Consider the following 14,453-nt stretch of genomic DNA (forward strand, 5'->3'; position numbering starts at 1 on the left):
CGGCCCGTCAGTCCTGTCCGTCCAGGCGGAAGCCGACCTTCAGGCCGACCTGCCAGTGGGCGACCTCACCGTCCTCGATCTGGCCGCGCACCTGGGTCACCTCGAACCAGTCCAGGTTGCGCAAGGTCTGCGTGGCGCGGGTGATGCCGTTGCGGACCGCCTGGTCGACGCCGTCGGGCGAGGTGCCGACGATCTCGGTGACCCGGTAGGTGTGGTTCGACATGCGGGTGCTCCTTCCACGGTGGTGTGCCCTGCGTCACTCCACCGTGCCGCACGTCGCTGCGGACCGCGAGGCAACCCTTCGTCACCCCTTGACCTTCCTATTGGTACATACCAAAATCTCAGACACCCGTTCGAGCTATGGGCTCGTCCCCCCATGTCGGGTCTCCTTTCCGCGTGCGCAGGACATCCATCCCTGTCCGCTCCGCCCCTGTCCGTCCGTGAGACAGAAGGACCCCTTCGTGAGACGTCGCCTCCTCGCCCTTGTCTGTGTGTCCGCCTCCCTGGCCGGAGGCTGCGGCCTGATCCCGCAGGACGGCGGGGGCGAGCGGAGCACCGTGACCGTGTGGCTGATGAAGGACAGCGCCTCCCAGGACTTCCTGCGCCGCTTCACCGAGGGCTTCGAGCGCGAACACCCCGGCCTCGCCCTCGACATCCGCATCCAGGAGTGGACCGGCATCGGCGAGAAGGTGCAGGACGCGCTGAAGGGGGACGGCACGGACGGTCCCGACGTCATCGAGGTCGGCAACACCCAGGTCCCGCAGTACGCGGAGGGCGGCCAACTGCAGGACCTGACCCTGGAGTCGATGCGGGACTGGGGCATCCGCGACTGGCTGCCCGGCCTCGCCGAGCCCGGTCAGTACCTGTCCCAGCAGTTCGGCATCCCCTGGTACGCCGCCAACCGCGTCGTCATCTACCGCAAGGACCTCTTCGAACAGGCCGGCGCAGCCGAGCCGCCGCGCACCCGCGAGGAGTGGCTGAGCGCGACCGAGAAGCTCGACGCGGGCGGCAGCCAGGGCATCTACCTGGCCGGCCAGGACTGGTACACACTGGCCGGCTTCATCTGGGACGAAGGCGGAGAGCTGGCCACCCAGGACGGGGAGGGCGGCAGCTGGACCGGCGCGCTCCACTCCGAGGCGGCCCTGCGCGGCATGGACTTCTACCAGGAACTGCAGGCGCTGGGCGACGGACCGGCCGACGCCGACGAGGAACACCCGCCGCAGGCCGGTGTCTTCGCCAAGGGCGGGGTCGCGCAGATCGTCGCGGTGCCCGGTCTCGCTCAGTCCATCGTCCGCGAGAACCCCGGACTCAAGGGCAAAGTGGGTTTCTTCCCGGTGCCCGGCAAGAAGGCCGGCAAGCCCGGCGCCGTCTTCACCGGCGGCTCCGACCTGGTCGTCCCGAAGAACGCGGGCGAACGGGACGGCGCCCTGGCGGTGGTCGACGCGCTCGCCGGGGAGAAGTGGAACACCGACCTCGCCCGCACCATGAACTACGTCCCCAACAAGACGTCCCTCGCCAAGGCCGTCGCGGGAGAGGAGGGGGCCGCCGCCATGGCCGCGGGCGCGGCACAGGGCCGGGCGACCCCCGGCACGCCCCGCTGGGCCGCCGTCGAGGCGGACAACCCGATCAAGGAGTACATGACGAAGGTGCTCACCGGCGCGGACGCGAAGTCGGAGGCCCGCCGGGCCTCCGACCGCGTCACCGACCTCCTCGACGTCAACACCCGCTGAACCGCAGAGGGGAGCGGCGCACTCCGGCTCGGGGAAGGCTCAGCGCAGTACGCTCAGCGACAGGGCGAACCGGTCCGCACCGTCCGTCCACCAGTGCGCCAGCTCCAGCCCGGCCGCGGCCAGTTCGGCCCGCACACCCTCCCGCCGGAACTTCGCGGACACCTCGGTACGCAACTCCTCCCCGTCCGCGAAGTCCACGGCCAGGTCCAGCGCCTGGACCTTGACCGTCTGGGCGGTGCGCGCACGCAGCCGCATCTCGATCCACTCCCGTTCGGCGTTCCACAGCGCCACGTGCTCGAACGCCGCCGGCGCGAAGTCGGCCGCCAGCTCCCGGTTGACCACCGACAGCACGTTCTTGTTGAACTCTGCGGTCACCCCGGCCGCGTCGTCGTACGCCCGGACCAGCACCTCCTCGTCCTTGACCAGGTCCGTGCCGAGCAGCAGGGCGTCGCCCGGGGCGAGCAGGGCCCGCACGCCGGACAGGAACGCGGCGCGCTCCTCCGGAAGCAGGTTGCCGATCGTGCCGCCGAGGAACGCCACCAGGCGGGGGCCCGGCGTGTCGGGCAGCGTCAGCCCACCGGTGAAGTCGGCGATCAGGGCGTGCACCCGGAGACCGGGCCGCTCGGCCACGAGCGCCTGCCCGGCCCCGGTGAGGGCGCTCTCGCTCACGTCGACCGGCACGTAGGCCCGCAGCCCGGTCAGCGCGTCGAGCAGGACCCGGGTCTTCTCCGACGAGCCGGAGCCCAGTTCCACCAAGGTCTGCGCGCCGGTCGCGGCGGCGATGTCACCGGCCCGGCCGAGAAGGATCTCCCGCTCGGCCCGGGTCGGGTAGTACTCGGCCAGCGCGGTGATCTCCTCGAAGAGCTCGCTGCCCCGAGCGTCGTAGAACCACTTCGGCGGCAGCCACTTGGGCGTGCTCGTCAGCCCCGCCAGGACGTCGGCGCGCAGTGCGGCGTCCGTGGCGTCCTCGGGCAGCGTGCGGGTCAGTCGGAACCGGCTCACGTACGGGGCTCCTTCTCGGTGGCGGAGGCGTCTGCCGGGGCGGGATCGCCCGGGTCCTTGAGCGGGGTGAGCAGCACGTCGGTGCGGGTGGCGGTGAGGAGGGTGCGGTCGGGGACCTGCTGCCAGGCGGGGTCGTCGTCGTAGGGTTCGGAGGCGACGACCGTTCCGCGGTCACCGGGACGGGTCAGGTACCACAGGGTGTCGCCCCAGGTGGTGGCGGTGACCGTGGTGCCGTTGCCGAGCAGGAGGTTGAGCCGGGAGCCGGGGGCCGTGGCCGCGACCTCCAGCACCGTCTCGGCGAGCGCCCGGCCCTCGTCGTCCCCGGCGCGCAGCCGGGCCAGCACCAGCGCCCACACGAGAGCGGAGTCGTTGCGGGCCTCCAGCGCCAGCAGCTGTCCGGGCGACAGTGTCGCGGCCACCGGCGCCAGCGACCCGGGCCAGCCCCCGACGGCGCCGTTGTGGCTGAACAGCCAGGGCCCGGCGGCGAACGGGGCCGCCGCGGCCTCGGCGTCGGCGCCCGCGAGCGTCGCGTCCCGTACGGCCGCGAGCAGGGCGCCGGTGCGCACCACCCGGGCCAGGTCGGCGAAGGACTGGTCGGCCCAGATGGGCCCGGCCCTGCGGTAGCGGGCCGGGACGGGGTCGCCCTCGGCGTACCAGCCGACGCCGAACCCGTCGGCGTTGACCGTGCCGTACCGCTGGTACCGGGGGGCCCAGGACTGGCGGTACAGGGCGTGCGGCGGGGCCACGAGGAGCCCGCCGAGCGGCTCGGCGGGGCCCACGTAGGCGAGGTGACGGCACATCAGGCGGACTCCGCCGACCGGGCGGTGCGGAAGCCGGAGAAGATCTGCCGGCGGACCGGGTAGTCCCAGTTGCGGAACGTGCCGCGGCAGGCCACCGCGTCGACGGCGAAGGAACCGCCGCGCAGCACCTTGTGGTCGGGACCGAAGAACACTTCCGAGTACTCCCGGTACGGGAACGCCCTGAAGCCCGGGTACGGGGCGAAGTCGCTCGACGTCCACTCCCAGACGTCGCCGATCAACTGCCGTACGCCGAGCGGTGACTCACCGGCCGGGTAGCTGCCCGCGGGGGCCGGACGCAGGTGCCGCTGGCCGAGGTTGGCGTGTTCCGGGCCCGGATCGGCGTCGCCCCACGGGTAGCGCCTGGCGCCGCCGGTGACCGGGTCGTACCGGGCGGCCTTCTCCCACTCGGCCTCGGTGGGCAGCCGGCGCCCTGCCCAGCGGGCGTACGCGTCGGCCTCGTACCAGCACACGTGCAGCACCGGCTCGTCGGCCGGCACCGCTTCCGTGACACCGAAGCGGCGCCGCAGCCACTGTCCGCCGTCCCGGCGCCAGAACAGCGGGGCGGTGACGGAGTGCCGGCGGATGTGGTCCCAGCCGTCCGGCGTCCACCAGCGCGGGTCGTCGTAGCCGCCGTCGTCGACGAAGGCCAGGTAGGCGCCGTTGGTCACCGGGACGGTGTCGATGAAGTACGGCGCCACCTCGCGCCGGTGCGCGGGGCGTTCGTTGTCCAGGGCCCACGGCTCGGCCGAGGTGCCCATGGTGAACGGCCCGCCCGGCACCAGTACTTCGGCCGGTCCGGTGAACAGGGGGACGGGGTCGGGGTCGGGCGCGGTCAGGGCCTGCGGGCCACGGCGGAGCTGGTGGGTGATCAGCATGGTCTCGTCGTGCTGCTGCTCGTGCTGGGCGATCATGCCGAAGGCGAAGCCCGCCTCCGTGAGGCGGCTGCCGTCGAACGCGGTGGACTCCAGCACGTCCAGGGCCCGTCTGCGCACGTCCGCCGCGTACCGCCGGGCCTCGTCGGGCGCCAGCAGGGGCAGGCTCGGCCGCTCCGAGCGGGGGTGCTCGAAGGCGTCGTACAGGGTGTCGATCTCCGGGCGTATCGCCTCGTGCCCGGCGACCGCGCGCAGGAGCCACTGCTCCTCCTGGTTGCCGATGTGCGCCAGGTCCCACACCAGTGGAGACATCAGCGGCGACACCTGCGCGGTGAGGTCGGGGCCCTCCACGCAACTGGTCAGCAGCGTCGTGCGTTCCCGCGCGGTGAGCAGCGTGGCCAGCGCGCGCTCGCGCAGGGCGGTGGCGTCGGAGGCGGCGGGAGCGGTCCCGGCGGTGGCGGGCGCGGCCGCGGCGGTGCGGTCGGTGCCTTCGGTGCCTTCCGTCCGGTCGGGTTTCCCGGTGCGGTCGGTACGGGCGCTGTGGTCGGTGCGGTCGGTCATGAGTCGGTCTCCCTCCCGTGCGGGCCACGGCCGGTGCCGCCCGGCGTGTCCAGCAGATCGTCGGCGGGGCAGCGGCCCCGCAGGACGTAACGCTCCACGTACCCGGCGACGGAGTCCGTCACCTCGGCCGTCGCACCGAGCCGGGGCAGCGCGGCGAGCGCCGCCGTGAAGCAGGTGACGGCCGCCTCCCTCAGCTCGGGGTCGGTGAGGGCCTCCCGGGCCGCGGCCTCGTACAGCGGATTGTGCGGAGCCGGCCGGCCCAGGGTGCGCTCGGCGAGCGGCTTCACGGCCCGGTAGGCCGTCTCGGCGGCCTCCGGGTCGTCGAACAGGGCCGCCGTCACCGCCAGCGGCACGATCCAGCCGTCGTCCCCGGGCTGCGCGTCGATCATGCGCAGCTCCAGGTGCCCGCGCGGCCGCACGGGCGGGAAGAGCGTGGTGAGGTGGTAGTCGAGGTCCTCCCGGGTCGGCGGCCTCGGCGCCGGCTCCCGGGTCCACTCCCGCAGGGTCAGACCCTCGGGCACGTCCCAGGGCCCGCCGTCCCGGCGCACGCACATCACCTCGGCGTCCAGGACGTGCCGCGTCCAGGCGCCGCGCGGGTCGGAGTCGAGCGGAGGGCCGCCCGCCCGGCCGGGGCCGATCTGCGCCCACCGCAGCTGCCGGGTGGACCGCCAGCCGGTGGGCCGGCCGCCCGCCAGCGGGGAGTTGGCGAACGCGGCCAACAGGACCGCGCCCAGCTGGTGGGCCAGCCACCAGCGGCGCACATGACCGAGCGGGCCGGGCTCCTCGTGCCCGGCGTCCACGCACACCTGCACGGACGCGGAGGTGCACATCATGAAACGGCCGCCGGGGCCGGTACGGTCGAGACAGGCCTCCATGGCGTCGTAGCGCGGCTGCCGCAGGAAACGGCGCGGCTCCTGCCAGGGGTCGTGGCCGAGGCCGACCAGAGCGAGCCCGTCCTCGCGCAGCACCGCGCGGACGGCGTCGAGATCGGCACGGACGGTACGGACGCACTCCATGAGGGAGGCGGCGGGGAGCGAACTCAGCTCCAGCTGACCACCGGGTTCGACGGTCAGCGCCGACGTGAGGGGCACGGCCCGCAGGGCGGTGTAGAGCGCCCGGAGCCGTTCGGGTGACACGGGGAGCCGCGGCGCGCGCAGCTCGTGGACGAGCCATTCCACCTCGACGCCGAGGCGCCTGGGCGGACCGGTCTTGAAGCAGATGCCGTGGACCAGCGCCTCGACCTCGGCCTCACTGACCGCGGTGCGTGGCCGGAAACAGCCACCAACCGAATCGGACATGTCTGGATCCTCCTGAGATGCCATTCCATGTCGCCGGCCCCTGTACGGGGTGGATCCGGGCCGGCACACCGTCCCACCCAAGACCCTCGTGCCGCTCGGCACAAGGACGCAGAGAGGGACGTTCCGGCTCGGTAATGTCCGTGAACCGGCTGTTCCCGGGGGCTTTCCCCGGCGTCGGCCGACGGTAAAACTCCCTTGCGACGCATCACCAGCATCGCCCAGGATCCCCGTATGAGCACGACGGGGGAGAGCGCGCGGCACGCGGTCACGGCGGCCACGGGGGTGTCGCCGTGAGCGCGCGCCTGCGGGGCATCGCACAGCAGACCGAGCAGATCGTGGCGGCGGGTCGCTACCGCACACCGGACGGCCGCGAGGTGCCGGTCGGCGCCGCGGTCGAACGGGCGCGCGAGGGCACGCGGATGTACGGGCCGGGGCCCGTGGAGCCGGGCCCGTACACGGTGGCGCGGACCGTCTACGAGGTCACCGGCGAGAGCAGCCTGGAAGCCGCCCGCAGGCTCGGCGGCGAGGTCGCGGTGCTCAACTTCGCCTCCGCCCGCAATCCGGGCGGCGGCTACCTGAACGGCGCCCAGGCGCAGGAGGAGGCGCTCTGCCGGGCCTCCGCCCTCTACACCTGCCTGCTGCGGGCCCGCGAGTTCTACGACCACCACCGCGCCCACCGCGACCCGTTCTACACGGACCGCGTCATCCACTCGCCCGGTGTGCCCGTCTTCCGCGACGACCGCGGCCACCTGCTCGACGAGCCGTACACGGCCGGTTTCCTCACGTCCGCCGCGCCGAACGCGGGCGTTGTGCTCCGCACGGCCCCACAGCGCGCCGCCGGACTGCCCGCCGCGCTGACCGCGCGCGCCGAACGGGTGCTGGAGACGGCCGCCGCCCACGGGTACCGCCGGCTGGTGCTCGGCGCCTGGGGCTGCGGAGTGTTCCGCAACGACCCGGCACACGTCGCGGGCGCGTTCCGGACGTTGCTCGGGCACGGCGGACGCTTCGCCGGCGCCTTCGAGCGGGTGGCCTTCGGCATTCTCGACCGCACGCCCGGCGGCACGGTCCGGCAGGCGTTCGCCCGCGCCTTCCCGGAGAGCGGTTGAAGCGGCCCGGCGGCCGGCGGGCGGGGCCCGTCCCCGGCCGGGGCGGTCGGGCCGCCGGCCACCGCGGCCAGGGCCCCGGGCTTGCCGGTTGATTCCGGCCGTACCGGTCGGATCAAGCCGTACCGGTCAGGTCCAGCCGTAACCGGTCAGGTCCAGCCGTACCGCTCGCGCAGCCGCTGCCGTACGAGGTTGAACCGCATCCGGTCCAGGGCGCAGGCCTCGCGGCGCATGCCGGCGTCGTGCAGCCGCAGCACCCGGTCCACGTCGACCCACGAGTCGCGTCCGGAGCGGTCCCACGGGCCGTTCCCGATCGGCACCCACTCCCGGTCCCCGTCGTGGCGCCTGCTGGACAGCTGTACGGCCAGCACGGTGCCGCCCGACTCCCGGGCGACCACCAGCACGGGCCGGTCCTTGCCCCTGCCGTCCGCCTCCTCGTAGGGGACCCACGTCCAGACGATCTCGCCGGGGTCGGGGTCCCCGTCGTGCGCGGGGGAGTACTCGGTACGCACCCGGCCCACGTCCTTCGGGTCGGCCTCCGTGGTGGCGGTGGGGCCGTAACGGCCGGGGACGGCGTCACCGGTGTGGTCGGTGCTGTCGGTGTCGTCGGTAAAGGCGTTCACGGGCCGTACCGTACGGGACGGCCCCGCAGGCGCGTACGGCAACCCGTGCCGGGGCGGCGCCGCCCGCGATCGGATGGCAGGCTGATCACCGGGCCCCCGGATCCCGCCGGGGCGCGGCCACCCGTCCGCACGAGTCAGAAGGCGACGTCATGACCGACCAGCTCACCGTCAGCGTCCTGGGCACCGGCATCATGGGTGCCGCGATGGCCCGCAACCTCGCCCGCGCCGGGCTGGCCGTCCGGGTCTGGAACCGCAGCCGGGACAAGGCCGAGCCGCTGGCCGCCGACGGCGCACGGGTCGCCGCGGACCCGGAGGAGGCCGTACGGGACGCGGACGTCGTGCTCACCATGCTGTACGACGGTCCGGCCGCCCTCGACGTCATGCGCCGCGCAGCGCCCGGCCTGCGCCCCGGCACCGTGTGGGCGCAGTCCACCACCGCGGGCGTCGACGCGGTCGCCGACCTGGCCGCCTTCGCCGACGAGCACGGTCTCGTCTTCCTCGACGCGCCCGTCCTCGGCACCCGGCAGCCCGCGGAGACGGGGAGTCTGCTCGTGCTCGCCGCGGGGCCCGCCGACGTCCGGGACACGGTGGCGCCCGTGTTCGACGCCGTCGGCTCCCGCACGGTGTGGACCGGCGAGGACGGCGCGGCCGGCAGCGCGACCCGGCTGAAACTGGTCGCCAACAGCTGGGTCCTCGCCGTCACCAACGCGGCCGGCGAGACCCTAGCCCTGGCCAAGGCACTGGGCGTGGAGGCGGACGCCTTCTTCGACGCCATCTCCGGCGGGTCGCTCGACATGGGGTACCTGCGCGCCAAGGCGGGCCTGATCCGCGACGGCGCGCTGACGCCGGCGCAGTTCGCCGTCACCACCGCCGAGAAGGACGCCCGGCTGATCGTCGAGGCGGGCGAGGCCAACGGCGTACGCCTGGACGTGGCGGCCGCCGGTGCGGAACGCCTGGCGCGGGCCGCCGCCCAGGGGCACGGGGACGAGGACATGGCGGCGGCGTACTTCGCCAGTTTCGAGGAGAAGCAGTCGGGCTGACCCGGGCCCGCGCCCACCCCACAGGATCCGAGGCCCCCCTGACCAGCCGGACCAGCCCGACTGCCGGACCAGCCGGACTGCCGGACCAGCCGGACTGCCGGACCAGCCGGACAGCCGGAACAGACCCGCAAGAACCCGGAACAGACCCGCAAAAACAGCGAACACAGAAGGAGCACTCATGTCCAAGCCGCCGCTGCCCGCAGAGGCCGTCGAACTGCTGCGCCGCGCCAACCCGTGCGTCATGGCCACTCTCCGCTCGGACGGCGCCCCCGTCTCCACCGCGACCTGGTACCTGTGGGAGGACGACGGCCGGGTGCTGGTCAACCTCGACGCGGGCCGGGTGCGCCTGGGACACCTGCGCCGCGACCCGCGGGTCACCCTCACCGTCCTCGCGGACGACGACTGGTACACGCACGTCACGCTCATCGGCCGCGTCGCCGAGATGCGCGACGACGAGGACCTCGCCGGCATCGACCGCCTCTCCACGCAGTACACGGGCAAGCCGTACCCCAACCGGCAGCGTCCCCGGGTCAGCGCCTGGATCGAGGTGGAGCGCTGGCACGGCTGGGGTTCCATGAAGGACAGCGACCAGCCGTCCACCTGACGCACAGGCACGCGGCGGGCAAGGGTGTGCACACGCCCGCGCCCGCCGCGCGCGTGCGCTCAGACCCGTTCGTGCGGGGCCTGCGACACCGGGCCGGTGTGCGGCGCGGGGTCCCGGGGCGGCCGGCGGGACAGTCCGGCCGGCCACCAGAACCGGTGTCCGAGGTCCAGGGCGAGGGCGGGCACCAGCACCGTGCGGACCAGGAAGGTGTCCAGGAGGACGCCGATCCCGACCAGGACGCCCAGCTGCGCCATGGTCACCAGCGGCAGTACCGCGAAGACGGCGAAGGTCGCGGCGAGGACGACGCCCGCCGAGGTGATGACACCCCCGGTGCTGGTCAGTCCCTCCAGCACCCCGCGGGTGTGCCCGAGCCGCGCGGTCTCCTCACGCACCCGGTGCATGAGGAAGATGTTGTAGTCGATGCCCAGGGCCACCAGGAACACGAAGCCCATCAGCGGGATCGACCAGTCGACGCCCGCGAAGCCCAGCACGTGCTCGAAGAGCAGGTGGGAGGCGCCCAGCGCCCCGAGGTACGACAGCACCACGGTGGCCAGCAGGAGCAGGGGCGCGACCAGGGCGCGCAACAGCCACACCAGAACGGCCAGGACGACCAGGAGCACGACCGGGACGACCGTGGTGAGGTCGCTGCGCGCGGCCCGCTGCGTGTCCAGGGTCTGTGCGGTGGTGCCGCCGACGAGGGCGTCCGCGCCGGCCACCTCGTGCACGGCGTCCCGCAGTCCATCGACCGTGTCCTTGGCGCGCTCGCTGTCCGGGGTGTCCTCCAGGACGACGGAGAGCAGGGTGCGCGCACCGTCCGGGGTGCGGTCGCCACCGGCCTCCACACGGGCCACGCCCGCCACGTCCGCCGCCGCCCGCCGCACGGCGTCGGAACGGTCGGTGGCGGTGACGATCTTCGCCGGGTCGGAGGCACCGGACGGGTAGTGGGCCGAGATCCGCTCCTGGGCGAGGACGGAGTCCGGCTTGTCCTGGAACATCTCCGCCCGGGTCAGACCCATGGAGGCGCCGGCCGTGCTCAGCGCGAGAACACCGGTCACGGCCACCGACATCAGCCAGGACCAGCGGGGGCGCCGCGCCACCGCGGACCCGATGCGCGACCACACGGTGCGCGGCGCACGGGCGGGTGTTCCCTCCCTGGGGACGAAGGGCCAGAACACCCAGCGGCCGACGAGTACGAGGAGGGCCGGCAGGACCGTGACCATCGCGAGGAAGGCGCAGACCACGCCCACGGCGCCCACCAGCCCGAGGGAACGCGAGGAGTTGATGTCGGCGAGGCCCAGGCAGGCCAGGCCCGCCGCGACGGTGCCCGCCGAGGCCAGCACCGCGGGCCCCGAACGCGCCAGCGCGATCCGCATCGCCTCGTGGCGGTCGGCGTGGCGGTGCAACTCCTCGCGGTAGCGGGCGATGAGCAGCAGCGCGTAGTCGGTACCGACACCGAAGACCAGCACCATCAGCACACCCGAACTCTGCGGGTCCACCGGCAGCCCGGCCCACCGGGCCAGCGCGTAGGTGCCGACCTGGGTGAGGACGGCCGCGAAGCCGACCGAGAGCAGCGGCAGCAGCCACAGGACCGGGCTGCGGTACGTGATGAGCAGCAGCACCGCCACGACCAGCCCCGTGGCGAGCATCAGTGTGCTGTCCAGGGTGTCGAAGACGGCGACCTGGTCGGTGAGGGAGCCGGCGGGTCCGCCCACGACCACGTCGACACCGGGCGCCGCTCCCGCGTCCAACGACTCCCGCAGTTCGTCGATCCTCCCGGTGATGTCGTCCTCGCCGTCCAACGGTACGACGGTCATCAGCGCCCGGCCGTCGTCGGACGGAAGCGGGGCCGAAACCTTCTCGCCCGCGGCTGCGTACCGGGCGAGCAGCGGACGGTCGGCCCGCGCCTGCGCGTCGGCCCCCGTGCCGGTGTACACGACGACGGCGGGCGTGACCGTGTCCGTACGGAACCTCTCCAGCTCGGTGTTGACCTGCGCGGACTCCGCGCCGCGCGGCAGGAAGGCGTTGGCGCCGGTGTCCTCGACGTCCGCCAGGCGGCCGGCCAGCGGGCCGAGGGCGACGGCCACCACCAGCCAGACCGCCAGGACGTACCACTTGCCGCGTCGCCCGCCGGGCGCACGGGTCACACGCCGCAACAGCGCACGCATGAGTAATCTCCTTCTTGGGGAAACGCACCCGCCGGTCGGCGACCGGCGCGGGGCGCACGGGACCCGCACCGCGGCGCCGAAGGTGTCGTGACCTGCCGCGGTGTGGGGACGGATGTGTGTCTCGGATGGGGACATCGGCCGATGTCCGGTGTGTTCCGCCGTGGTACGGCCGGGAGTTGCCGCTCCCGGCCGTACGTCTGCGGCCGCGCCTACTCGATCTCGCGCATCATCTTCTCCATCGAACCGACCGCCAGCCGGGTCTGGGTCAGCTCGTCCAGGGTCTGCCGCTGCTCCTCCGTCGTCCGGCGCTGCAACTCCACGGTGTCCTCAAGGAGTTGTGCGTACCGCGTGGCAAGCTCCTTGTACTGCTCCTCGCGCGCCGCCAGCATCCGGGCCCGCCAGGTGGCGGCGACCTGCCAGACGATCACGATCAGCAGACCGAAGAACCCGGCCGCGCCCACGGCGCCGACCAGAACACCCAGCTCCTCGGCTCCTGCGGCGTAAGTCACCACGTCCTCTTCCCCTTCACTTCGCTTCCTCTTTCGCGGCCCGGCCGGTGGCCCGGTCGGGTTCGGTGGTCTCGGTGAGCGTCGCGGCCGCCTGCGCGACGATCCGCGGGGTGAGCTCGTAGCAGAACGGGGTGACGTCGTAGTACTTCATCGACTTGCCGTCCTCTCCGACCTCGAGGGTGCCGACGACCAGCCCCGCGGCCTCCAGTCGCTGCAGGTGCATGTGCAGCAGTGGACGGCCCATGCCGATCAGCCGGGCCAGCGCGCTGACGTAGTTCCGGCTCTCCAGGAGCGCCGCGACGATCCGCATGCGGTGCGGATTGCCGAGCGCGGAGAGCACCCTGAGCAGCTCGTCGCCGGTCGGTGCCTCAGGAGGGACCTCGGGCATCGCTGCTCCTTCCCGTCGTACCTGTCAGTTCACGCTGACAGGGGCCGGCGGCACCTGTCAAAGATTTCTGACACATCTCGGGGGAAGAATCAGGGACCGATCAGGGACCGATCAGGGGCGGGATAAGGGACGGATGGGGGACGGACCAGGGGGCGCTCGGGGTGGGCGCCGGAGCGGGGCACGGCATAGCATCTGTCGTGCGGCATCGCGTGCCGGTCACCGTCCGGGTGAGGCATGGAGGCGCCGCGGAGATGCCCGTGGAGGCATTGACCCGTGTCAGTCCAGTTCAACCACACCATCGTTCTCTCCCGTGACCGGGAGGAGTCCGCCCGTTTCCTCGCCGGGATCCTCGGCCTCGAGGTCGGCGAACCGGCCGGAATGTTCCTGCCCGTGACGACCGCCAACGGCGTCACCCTCGATTTCGCCACCGTCGACATCGACATCCCCGTCCAGCACTACGCGTTCCTCGTCTCCGAGGACGAGTTCGACGAGGTCCTCGCCCGCCTCGTCGAAGGCGGGATCCCCGTCCAGGCCGATCCGCACGGGCGGCACCCCCGCCGGATCAACCGCAACGACGGCGGCCGGGGCGTGTACTTCACCGACCCGTCCGGGCACGGGATGGAAGCCTTCACCCGCCCCTACGGCAGCGATCCGGCCTCGCCCCTGAACGGCGTCACGGAGGAGGTGCCCGGGGCCCGCTGACCGGCGCAGGCCCGCCGGTCAGCCCGTCGGGCCCCTCGCAACACCCATGGGGCACGGGCAGGACCGGTCCTGCCCGTGCCCCATGCCACGCCGGTGCGCCGGTTACCGGGTCAGCAGCTTCCGCAGCGCCCCGGCGACCTCGTCAGGGGCCTCCTCCGCCATGAAGTGCCCGCAGTCGACGGTGTCGTGCCGCAGGTCGGGGGCCCAGGCCCGCCACAGCGCGGCGGCGTCGTAGCCGAGTGCCGCGCCCCAGTCCTGCTGGAGCACGGTCACCGGCATCCGCAGCCGGTTGCCCCGCTCCCGGTCGGCCAGGTCGTGGGCCACGTCGACGCCCGCCGAGGCCCGGTAGTCGGCCACGATCGAGGGCACCGCCTCCCGGCAGGCCCGGAGGTAGGCGGCGCGGACGTCGGCCGGCAGGGCGCCGGGGTCCCGGGCCCACAGATCGAGGAAGTGGCCGAAGAACGCGTCGGGCGCGGCGCCGATCAACTGCTCCGGCAGCCCCGGGGGCTGCGCCATCAGGTAGAGGTGGAAGCCCACCGCCGCCGTCGTGCCGTGCAGCACGTCCCACATGTCCAGGGTCGGCAGCACGTCCAGCGCGGCCAGGTGCGTCACCGCGTCCGGGTGGTCGAGTCCCGCCCGCACCGCGACCAGGGCGCCCCGGTCGTGCCCGGCCAGTGCGAACCGCTCGTGCCCGAGCGTCCGGGCGAGGGACACGACGTCGGCGGCCATGGCCCGCTTGGCGTAGGCGGTGCCGTCCGGGTCGGCCGGCTTGTCGCTGGCGCCGTAGCCGCGCAGGTCGGGGCAGATCACCGTGTGGTCGGCCGCCAGGTCCGCGGCGACGTGCCGCCACATCAGATGGGTCTGCGGGAAGCCGTGCAGCAGCACGACCGGGCTGCCCGAGCCGCCGACGGCCACGTGCAGGGCGATGCCGTCGGTGACCTGGACGCGGTCGTGAGTGAAACCCGGGAGGGTCGGTTCCATGGCTGATCCGTGCCTTTCTGAAGGATCTCGCGAGGTGGGGAACGCAGAGCGGGAGCGCGCAACCGCGGGACGCGG

The 14,453-nt window shown here is 73.4% G+C and carries 15 protein-coding genes; 5 read left to right on the plus strand and 10 right to left on the minus strand.

Annotated features, from left to right (window positions below; all coding sequences use genetic code 11):
• Positions 1-7: 7 nt before the first annotated feature.
• A complete protein-coding gene (locus HZS56_RS25285) occupies positions 8-223 on the minus strand; it encodes a dodecin (RefSeq protein WP_216723096.1) in 216 nt (71 codons plus the stop codon).
• Between the two features lie 238 nt (positions 224-461).
• Between HZS56_RS25285 and HZS56_RS25290 the strand changes: the two genes are divergently transcribed.
• Positions 462-1,730 (plus strand): extracellular solute-binding protein, encoded by a 1,269-nt coding sequence (locus tag HZS56_RS25290; RefSeq protein WP_216723097.1) that lies wholly within the window; start codon positions 462-464, stop codon positions 1,728-1,730.
• 39 nt (positions 1,731-1,769) lie between these two features.
• On the opposite strand, the gene egtD is transcribed toward HZS56_RS25290, so the two are convergent.
• Genes egtD through egtA form a run of 4 tightly spaced genes read right to left on the minus strand, consistent with a single transcriptional unit; the run spans position 1,770 to position 6,263 of the window.
• Positions 1,770-2,732: an L-histidine N(alpha)-methyltransferase gene (egtD, locus tag HZS56_RS25295; RefSeq protein WP_216723098.1), complete on the minus strand. Its 963-nt coding sequence runs from the start codon at positions 2,730-2,732 to the stop codon at positions 1,770-1,772.
• The gene (gene egtC / locus HZS56_RS25300) at positions 2,729-3,532 is read right to left on the minus strand and encodes an ergothioneine biosynthesis protein EgtC (RefSeq protein WP_216723099.1); all 804 of its coding nucleotides are present in this window, start codon (positions 3,530-3,532) and stop codon (positions 2,729-2,731) included. The genes egtD and egtC overlap by 4 nt, the downstream gene beginning before the upstream one ends.
• Positions 3,532-4,965 carry an ergothioneine biosynthesis protein EgtB gene (gene egtB, locus HZS56_RS25305; RefSeq protein ID WP_253914839.1) on the minus strand — a complete coding sequence of 478 codons (1,434 nt, stop codon included), beginning with the start codon at positions 4,963-4,965 and terminating at the stop codon, positions 3,532-3,534. The genes egtC and egtB overlap by 1 nt, the downstream gene beginning before the upstream one ends.
• Positions 4,962-6,263, minus strand: coding sequence for an ergothioneine biosynthesis glutamate--cysteine ligase EgtA (gene egtA / locus HZS56_RS25310; protein ID WP_216723100.1), 1,302 nt, complete (start codon positions 6,261-6,263; stop codon positions 4,962-4,964). The genes egtB and egtA overlap by 4 nt, the downstream gene beginning before the upstream one ends.
• A 290-nt stretch (positions 6,264-6,553) precedes the next feature.
• Between egtA and HZS56_RS25315 the strand changes: the two genes are divergently transcribed.
• Complete coding sequence (locus HZS56_RS25315; protein ID WP_216723101.1) at positions 6,554-7,369, plus strand: TIGR02452 family protein; 816 nt, start codon at positions 6,554-6,556, stop codon at positions 7,367-7,369.
• Between the two features lie 146 nt (positions 7,370-7,515).
• Here HZS56_RS25315 and HZS56_RS25320 read toward each other — a convergent pair whose 3' ends face one another.
• Positions 7,516-7,989: a type II toxin-antitoxin system PemK/MazF family toxin gene (locus tag HZS56_RS25320; RefSeq protein WP_216723102.1), complete on the minus strand. Its 474-nt coding sequence runs from the start codon at positions 7,987-7,989 to the stop codon at positions 7,516-7,518.
• Positions 7,990-8,138: 149 nt separating this feature from the next.
• Here HZS56_RS25320 and HZS56_RS25325 point away from each other — a divergent pair, with 149 nt between their 5' ends.
• Both HZS56_RS25325 and HZS56_RS25330 read left to right on the plus strand, forming a co-directional pair.
• Positions 8,139-9,029, plus strand: coding sequence for an NAD(P)-dependent oxidoreductase (locus tag HZS56_RS25325; RefSeq protein WP_216723103.1), 891 nt, complete (start codon positions 8,139-8,141; stop codon positions 9,027-9,029).
• 178 nt (positions 9,030-9,207) lie between these two features.
• Positions 9,208-9,633: a PPOX class F420-dependent oxidoreductase gene (locus HZS56_RS25330; protein ID WP_216723104.1), complete on the plus strand. Its 426-nt coding sequence runs from the start codon at positions 9,208-9,210 to the stop codon at positions 9,631-9,633.
• 59 nt (positions 9,634-9,692) lie between these two features.
• On the opposite strand, the gene HZS56_RS25335 is transcribed toward HZS56_RS25330, so the two are convergent.
• The 3 genes from HZS56_RS25335 to HZS56_RS25345 all read right to left on the minus strand — a co-directional run bounded on the left by HZS56_RS25335 (position 9,693) and on the right by HZS56_RS25345 (position 12,695).
• Complete coding sequence (locus HZS56_RS25335; protein ID WP_216723105.1) at positions 9,693-11,798, minus strand: MMPL family transporter; 2,106 nt, start codon at positions 11,796-11,798, stop codon at positions 9,693-9,695.
• 209 nt (positions 11,799-12,007) lie between these two features.
• Complete coding sequence (locus HZS56_RS25340) at positions 12,008-12,307, minus strand: hypothetical protein (protein ID WP_216723125.1); 300 nt, start codon at positions 12,305-12,307, stop codon at positions 12,008-12,010.
• 16 nt (positions 12,308-12,323) lie between these two features.
• Positions 12,324-12,695 carry an ArsR/SmtB family transcription factor gene (locus HZS56_RS25345; RefSeq protein WP_216723106.1) on the minus strand — a complete coding sequence of 124 codons (372 nt, stop codon included), beginning with the start codon at positions 12,693-12,695 and terminating at the stop codon, positions 12,324-12,326.
• Positions 12,696-12,968: 273 nt separating this feature from the next.
• Between HZS56_RS25345 and HZS56_RS25350 the strand changes: the two genes are divergently transcribed.
• Positions 12,969-13,397, plus strand: coding sequence for a VOC family protein (locus tag HZS56_RS25350; protein WP_216723107.1), 429 nt, complete (start codon positions 12,969-12,971; stop codon positions 13,395-13,397).
• Positions 13,398-13,499: 102 nt separating this feature from the next.
• Here HZS56_RS25350 and HZS56_RS25355 read toward each other — a convergent pair whose 3' ends face one another.
• On the minus strand, positions 13,500-14,378 hold the full coding sequence (locus HZS56_RS25355) for an alpha/beta fold hydrolase (protein ID WP_216723108.1): 879 nt from the start codon (positions 14,376-14,378) through the stop codon (positions 13,500-13,502).
• Positions 14,379-14,453 lie beyond the last annotated feature (75 nt).

Origin of the sequence: Streptomyces mayonensis, from assembly GCF_018982965.1 — a bacterium.
Classification (GTDB): Bacteria; Actinomycetota; Actinomycetes; order Streptomycetales; family Streptomycetaceae; genus Streptomyces; species Streptomyces mayonensis.

Excerpts from the sequence above, each read along its gene's own strand:
- HZS56_RS25285 (WP_216723096.1), bottom strand. The coding sequence starts at position 223 with ATGTCGAACCACACCTACCGGGTCACCGAGATCGTCGGCACCTCGCCC.
- egtC (WP_216723099.1), bottom strand. The coding sequence starts at position 3,532 with ATGTGCCGTCACCTCGCCTACGTGGGCCCCGCCGAGCCGCTCGGCGGG.
- egtB (WP_253914839.1), bottom strand. The coding sequence starts at position 4,965 with ATGACCGACCGCACCGACCACAGCGCCCGTACCGACCGCACCGGGAAA.
- egtA (WP_216723100.1), bottom strand. The coding sequence starts at position 6,263 with ATGTCCGATTCGGTTGGTGGCTGTTTCCGGCCACGCACCGCGGTCAGT.
- HZS56_RS25325 (WP_216723103.1), top strand. The coding sequence starts at position 8,139 with ATGACCGACCAGCTCACCGTCAGCGTCCTGGGCACCGGCATCATGGGT.
- HZS56_RS25330 (WP_216723104.1), top strand. The coding sequence starts at position 9,208 with ATGTCCAAGCCGCCGCTGCCCGCAGAGGCCGTCGAACTGCTGCGCCGC.
- HZS56_RS25335 (WP_216723105.1), bottom strand. The coding sequence starts at position 11,798 with ATGCGTGCGCTGTTGCGGCGTGTGACCCGTGCGCCCGGCGGGCGACGC.
- HZS56_RS25345 (WP_216723106.1), bottom strand. The coding sequence starts at position 12,695 with ATGCCCGAGGTCCCTCCTGAGGCACCGACCGGCGACGAGCTGCTCAGG.
- HZS56_RS25355 (WP_216723108.1), bottom strand. The coding sequence starts at position 14,378 with ATGGAACCGACCCTCCCGGGTTTCACTCACGACCGCGTCCAGGTCACC.